Source organism: Streptomyces oryzae (assembly GCF_017676365.1).
Taxonomy (GTDB): domain Bacteria; phylum Actinomycetota; class Actinomycetes; order Streptomycetales; family Streptomycetaceae; genus Streptomyces; species Streptomyces oryzae.
On record NZ_JADKMA010000075.1, the window covers coordinates 25,568 to 31,608 of the forward strand.

The window sequence follows — 6,041 nt, forward strand, 5'->3', positions numbered from 1 at the left end:
TCTTACTTCTTCTTGTGTCCGTTCTCGGACTCCGCGTCCTCCTGCTTGGCCTTGACCTCCGGATCGAGATCGGTTTCGCCGCTCTCGGCGGGCGAGCCGTTCACACTTGAGAGCGACGCCCGATCGCCGACCTCCGTGGCGGCCGGCGGCTCGACCAGCCAGTCCGGGTTCGCCTGCCGGTCCCACCAGCGCCAGGCGGCATAGGCGCCGCCCGCCACCAGCCCGACCAGGCCGGCACGCCAGATGAACCGGCCGGCGCGGGAGCGCCTGCTGCGGCGGCGCGAGAGCTTCTCGATCTCCTCCACCGTCACCTGGCCGCGCAGCGCGGCCACGGCGGCCGCCCCGCGCTGTGCCGCTTCCTGCCGGGCCGGCCCGGCGGCGGCGCGCGCCTCCGAGACCGCGCTCTCGATCCGCGGGCCCGCGTAGGCCGCCGTCTTGCGGGCCGCCTTGCGCGCCGCCTTGCGGGTGCGCCGGGCCGCGCGGCCTGCAGCCTCCTCGAACTCGGGAGGGAGGGTGTCACGAGCCTGGGCGACCCGGGGGCCGACATGGTGTTCGTATCCTTCGCGGGCGGAGTGGCGGGCCTGCTCGGCGGCCTTGGAGACCTTGGGCCCGAGCCGCGCACTCGCCTCCTGTGCGTAGCGCGCCGCGGTGTCCCTGGCCTGGCCCGCATGGGGCTTCACCAGCTCCGCGGCGTGGCGCACGCTCTCCTTGGCGGTGCCGGTCGCAGCGCGCACGCTTTTCCTGGCGGTCACGGTTCCTCCTCCTCGGTGGCTCATGACTCAAGTGCGGTCTCTCCGGCAGCCTCTCCGGCGACGGAGGACAGGAAGTCGTTTTTCCACCTGTTGCGAAGATCATGCCTGCCTGTGCTCTGCCCGGCATCTCCCGGTCGGCATCCGGGTCAGCCGCACCCTCAAGCGTCCGTGGGAGGATCGGGTCAGTCAATGCAGACAGATGGAAGGTAGATCGTGGCCGAGCAACTCCACGCCACCCTGAAGACCAACCACGGCGACATCCGCGTTCAGCTCTTCCCGAACCACGCGCCGAAGACGGTCAAGAACTTCGTCGAGCTCGCGGAGGGCTCCCGCGAATGGACGAATCCGGAGACGGGTGAGAAGACCACGGCGAAGCTGTACGACGGCACCGTCTTCCACCGGGTGATCAGCGGATTCATGATCCAGGGCGGGGACCCGCTGGGCAACGGCACCGGCGGCCCCGGCTATGAGTTCGGCGACGAGATCCACCCCGATCTCGCCTTCACCAAGCCGTACCTGCTGGCCATGGCCAACGCGGGCCCGGGCACCAACGGATCGCAGTTCTTCATCACCGTCGGCGCCACCAGCTGGCTGACGGGCAAGCACACCATCTTCGGCGAGGTCACCGACAAGGCCGGCCAGGAGGTGGTTGACAAGATCAGCAACACCCAGACCAACCCCCGCACCGACCGTCCGCTCCAGGACGTCGTGCTGGAGTCCGTCGTCATCGAGCGGCAGTGACCGCGTCCGGCGGAACCGGCGTCGTCCCAGGCTGAGACGTCGCCGGTGCCGCCGGTCTCGCACGGGTGTGCCGCCGGTTCGGCACCGGCGTGGTGGCCGGTCTCGCACCGGCGTGGTGGCCGCCGTACCGGCGGAAGGAATGTGGGAGGGGACCCAATGGAGGAGAAGGGCGGGCACTCGCCTCAGCCGGGGGGCGGCAGACCGGAGCCGAAGCACTGCTACCGGCACCCCGATCAGGAGACGGGCATCACCTGCACCCGCTGCGAGCGGCCGATCTGCCCCGAGTGCATGGTGCCGGCCTCCGTCGGGTTCCAGTGCCCCGAGTGCGTCAGGTCCGGTTCGGGGACCGGACACCGGCCGGGCGCCAACCGGCCCAGGACGGTGGCCGGCGGCCATGTCACGGCGGACCCCCGGCTGATCACCAAGGTGCTGGTGGGCATCAACGTCGCCGTCTTCATCGCGGTGCTCGCGGTCGGCGACCGGCTGCTGGACGAGCTGCTGCTGTTCGGTCAGGCGGTGACCGAGCCGTACGGCCCGCTGGAGGGCGTCGCCGAGGGACAGTGGTACCGCCTGCTGACCTCGATGTTCCTGCACCAGGAGATCTGGCACATCGCGATGAACATGCTCGGACTGTGGTTCCTGGGCCCGCCGCTGGAGGCTGCGCTGGGCCGGGTGCGGTTCCTGGCGCTGTATCTGCTCTCCGGGCTCGCCGGCGGCGCGCTCACCTATCTGCTGGCGGCGCCGCAGCAGGCGTCGCTGGGCGCCTCCGGTGCGATCTTCGGGCTGTTCGGCGCGATGGCCGTGCTGATGCGGCGGCTGCGCTACGACATGCGGCCGATCCTGATCCTCCTGGCGATCAACCTGGTCTTCACCTTCACCTGGAAGAACATCGCCTGGGAGGCGCACGTCGGCGGCCTGGTCGCCGGGATACTGCTGGCTTACGCCATGGTGCATGCGCCCCGGGGGCACCGGGTGCTGGTGCAGGTCGGTGCCGGCGCGCTGGTGCTGGCGCTGATCGTGGTGCTGCTGGTCGTCCGGACGATGCAGCTCGGCTGATGCCGGGCGACCGCCCCGGGCAGGGGCGCTCCCGTGCCGGTTGTCCACAGCAAGTACGGACACCTGTGCACGGTGTGGCCCGTACGGGTCCGCCTTCGCTCAGGTGTGCGTTTCCCTTGCGGTTGCTCGGCCGAGCAGGGCCGTCCACGGGGTCCGCGCGATCACATCGGCGTCAACGCGCAGAAAGTTATCCACAGATCTTGTGAGTTTTCCAAGGCTGTGGATCAGCCTGTGGATAACTCCTATTTCCACTGCGTGGAGACGACGAAGCCGGTCGCGATGAAGCCGAACCCGACCACGATGTTCCAGTTGCCCAGCGCCTCGACCGGGAGCGAGTTGTTGGTGACATAGAACACCACGATCCAGGCGAGGCCGATCCCGAACATCGCCAGCATCAGCGGGGCCACCCAGCGGCGCCCACCGCCGCCGCTCAGGTCGATCTTGGTGGCCTTCTTCTCCGGCGGGGGCGTGAAGTCCGCTTTCTTCCGGACACGTGACTTCGGCACGAGAGTCTCTCCTGTCGATGCTCTGCTGACCGCCGTACGGCCCACGGAAACGGTGGTCCGTTAGCGTAGTGCTTTCCCAGGGCGGAGGGAGACAAGGGTACGGTGATCAAATCGTTGATCCGGCCTGCACGGCTGGCCGCGATAGGCGTCTTCGCCCTCGCGGGCCTCATCTTCTGGGTCAGCTTCAACACGGCGCAAGGGACGAACATCCGCAGCGACGGCTCCATGCTGCGGCTCTCCGACCTGATCCAGGAGCGCAGCAGACAGAACGCCGAGCTCGACAGCCAGGCCGCTTCCCTCCGCCGCCAGGTCGACGGACTCGCCAGGCGCGACGACGGCAGCACCAAGGACCAGGACCGCAGGCTCCGCGCGCTGGAGAAGCAGGCCGGCCTCAAGAAGCTCTCCGGGCAGGGGCTGACCGTCACCCTCGACGACGCCCCCAGCAACGCCACCGCCAAGGTCCCCGGGCTTCCCGACCCCGAACCCAACGATCTGGTCATCCACCAGCAGGACCTCCAGGCCGTGGTCAACGCGCTCTGGCAGGGCGGGGCCAAGGGGATCAGGGTCATGGACCAGCGGCTGATCTCCACCAGCGCCGTGCGGTGCGTCGGCAACACCCTGATCCTGCAGGGCCGGGTCTACTCGCCGCCCTACAAGGTCAGCGCCGTCGGCGACCGCGAGAAGCTGCGCACCGCCCTCGACAAGGCACCCGCCATCCGCAACTACCTCGAATACGTGGACGCCTACGGCCTCGGCTGGAAAGTCGAGGAGCACAAGGCACTGACTCTTCCCGGCTACTCCGGCACAGTGGATCTCCGGCAGGCCAAGCCCCTGGAGTGACCGTGACTGTGCGGGAGTGAGACGGCGTGGCGTTACGAGTGGTCGTACGAAGCCTCAGCGAGCTGTGCATCACCGTCGGCATCCTGATCGTGCTCTTCGTCGTCCACCTCCTCTACTGGACCGGGCTGCGCGCCGACAGCGCGGCCGACGACGAGATCGCCCGGCTCCAGAAGCAGTGGTCGTCGGGGCCCGTCGGCGGCGGCCCGGACGACGGCGAACCCGGCGGCACGGGCGCCGGCCCGGACGGCACCCCGCAGCACGGCCGGCCACAGGCGGAGGGTGGCACCGGCGCTCCCGGCCGGAGCACGGCAGGCACCGGCTACCGGAGCGGCAGCTCCTTCGCCGTCATGTACATCCCCCGTTTCGGCCGCGGCTGGTCCCGGCCCGTCCTGGAGAACACCCGCGCGACGACCCTGCGCAAGGGACTGGGCCACTACTCCCGCACCGCGGGCCTCGGACAGCGGGGCAACTTCGCCGTGGCCGGACACCGCCGCACCTACGGCGACCCGTTCAAGGACTTCCCCACGCTGCGCCCCGGCGACCGTGTGTACGTCACCGACGGTGACACCTGGTACACCTACACGCTCACCCGGCGCCCGTACCGCACCCTGCCCAGCGACACCGGAGTGCTCGATTCCGTGCCCGCGCCGGTCAACAAGGCCGCCACCCCCTTCGACCGGCCGGGCCGCTACCTCACCCTCACGACCTGCGATCCGGAGTGGGGCAGCAGCCACCGGCTGATCGCCTGGGCCCGCCTGGACGCCACCCGGCCGGCGAGTGAGGGGAAGCCGGACGCGCTCCAGGACTGAGGCCGTACTCTGACGCCGTACTCTTGGGTGAGCCGAACGGCACGCGTGCCCGGTGTGGCGCGGGAGGAGAGAGGACGGCATCGCGGGATGTACGGCTGGATCTGGCGGCATCTGCCGGGCAACGTGTACGTACGCGCACTGATTTCGTTGGTGCTGGTGGTCGGGGTCGTCTTTCTGCTCTTCCAGTACGTCTTTCCGTGGGCGGAGCCGCTGATGCCGTTCAACGATGTGACGGTGGACGGCGCGGCCGGCCGGGCCACCGGGATTGCCGCCACGGTCGCCGGAGGTACGGCGTGAGCGCCCGCATCCTGGTTGTCGACAACTACGACAGCTTCGTCTTCAACCTCGTCCAGTACCTCTACCAACTCGGCGCCACCTGCGAGGTGGTGCGCAACGACGAGGTCGAGCCGGAGCACGCCGAGGACAGTTTCGACGGCGTACTCCTCTCCCCAGGCCCAGGCGCGCCCGAGGAGGCCGGGGTCTGCATCAGCATGGTGCGGCACTGTGCGGCCCGGGAGATCCCCGTCTTCGGGGTCTGTCTGGGCATGCAGTCGATGGCCGTCGCCTACGGCGGAGTTGTCGACCGGGCCCCCGAACTGCTGCACGGCAAGACCTCGGTGGTCTCCCACGAGGGCGCCGGCGTCTTCGCCGGGCTGCCCTCGCCCTTCACCGCGACGCGCTACCACTCGCTGGCCGTACGCGGCACACTCCCGGCCGAGCTGGAGTTGACCGCCTGGACGGCGCCCGGTGGCGAGGCGGTCGATGGCGCCGACCTGGTGATGGGGCTGCGCCATCGCGAGCTGCCTGTCGAGGGCGTGCAGTTCCACCCCGAGTCCGTACTCACCGAGGGCGGGCACCGGATGCTGGCCAACTGGCTGGTGCGGTGCGGGGACACCGGGGCCGTGGAGCGCTCCGCGGGGCTGGGGGTGCCGCGCGGAGCCGGATTCGGGACGGTCACCGGGTGACGACCGGCCAGGGGGAGGCGCACCCCGGGGGAGAGCACGGTTCCGGGTACGACCCGTACCGTGCGGCCGTCGATGCCCTCGCCGACCCGCTCAACGACCCGCTCCCGGGCCAGCAGCAGCCCCAGCAGGCCCAGCAGCCGACCCAGCCCCGGCCCCAGCAGCAGCCCCGGCCGGAGGCCCCACAGCCCCCGCCTCAGGCCCAGCCCGGGCCGGGTCCTGTGGCCGCCGACGCCCTGTACGGAGCCGCTGCGGACCAGGAGCCCGCTTGGTACGCGGAGCAGGAGTACACGGGGCAGGAGCCCGCCTGGTACGCGCCGCCGGGGCCCAATGCGTATGAGGCGTACGAGCAGCCCTACGCAGAGCCCCAGCATC

Annotated in this window: 8 protein-coding genes and 1 pseudogene; 7 read left to right on the top strand and 2 right to left on the bottom strand. The window is 70.2% G+C overall.

Annotated features, from left to right (window positions below):
• Positions 1-2: 2 nt before the first annotated feature.
• Complete coding sequence (locus ITI46_RS16480) at positions 3-752, bottom strand: DUF5324 family protein (protein ID WP_209240317.1); 750 nt, start codon at positions 750-752, stop codon at positions 3-5.
• Positions 753-965: 213 nt separating this feature from the next.
• Here ITI46_RS16480 and ITI46_RS16485 point away from each other — a divergent pair, with 213 nt between their 5' ends.
• Positions 966-1,493 carry a peptidylprolyl isomerase gene (locus tag ITI46_RS16485; protein WP_209240318.1) on the top strand — a complete coding sequence of 176 codons (528 nt, stop codon included), beginning with the start codon at positions 966-968 and terminating at the stop codon, positions 1,491-1,493.
• A 156-nt stretch (positions 1,494-1,649) separates the two neighbouring features.
• Positions 1,650-2,549, top strand: a complete 900-nt coding sequence (locus ITI46_RS16490; protein WP_209240319.1) for a rhomboid family intramembrane serine protease — start codon at positions 1,650-1,652, stop codon at positions 2,547-2,549.
• Between the two features lie 242 nt (positions 2,550-2,791).
• On the opposite strand, the gene crgA is transcribed toward ITI46_RS16490, so the two are convergent.
• Complete coding sequence (gene crgA, locus ITI46_RS16495; protein ID WP_209240320.1) at positions 2,792-3,055, bottom strand: cell division protein CrgA; 264 nt, start codon at positions 3,053-3,055, stop codon at positions 2,792-2,794.
• 102 nt (positions 3,056-3,157) lie between these two features.
• Here crgA and ITI46_RS16500 point away from each other — a divergent pair, with 102 nt between their 5' ends.
• From ITI46_RS16500 to ITI46_RS16520, 5 genes and pseudogenes are all read left to right on the top strand, one after another.
• Positions 3,158-3,895, top strand: a complete 738-nt coding sequence (locus tag ITI46_RS16500; RefSeq protein ID WP_209240321.1) for a DUF881 domain-containing protein — start codon at positions 3,158-3,160, stop codon at positions 3,893-3,895.
• Between the two features lie 26 nt (positions 3,896-3,921).
• Complete coding sequence (locus ITI46_RS16505) at positions 3,922-4,704, top strand: class E sortase (protein WP_209240322.1); 783 nt, start codon at positions 3,922-3,924, stop codon at positions 4,702-4,704.
• Between the two features lie 87 nt (positions 4,705-4,791).
• Positions 4,792-5,001 carry a hypothetical protein gene (locus ITI46_RS16510; RefSeq protein ID WP_209240325.1) on the top strand — a complete coding sequence of 70 codons (210 nt, stop codon included), beginning with the start codon at positions 4,792-4,794 and terminating at the stop codon, positions 4,999-5,001.
• The gene (locus tag ITI46_RS16515) at positions 4,998-5,669 is read left to right on the top strand and encodes an aminodeoxychorismate/anthranilate synthase component II (protein WP_209240323.1); all 672 of its coding nucleotides are present in this window, start codon (positions 4,998-5,000) and stop codon (positions 5,667-5,669) included. Before ITI46_RS16510 ends, ITI46_RS16515 begins: the two co-directional genes overlap by 4 nt.
• A pseudogene (locus ITI46_RS16520) lies at positions 5,666-6,041 on the top strand (class E sortase); the annotation flags it as partial. The gene ITI46_RS16515 and the pseudogene ITI46_RS16520, both read left to right, overlap by 4 nt.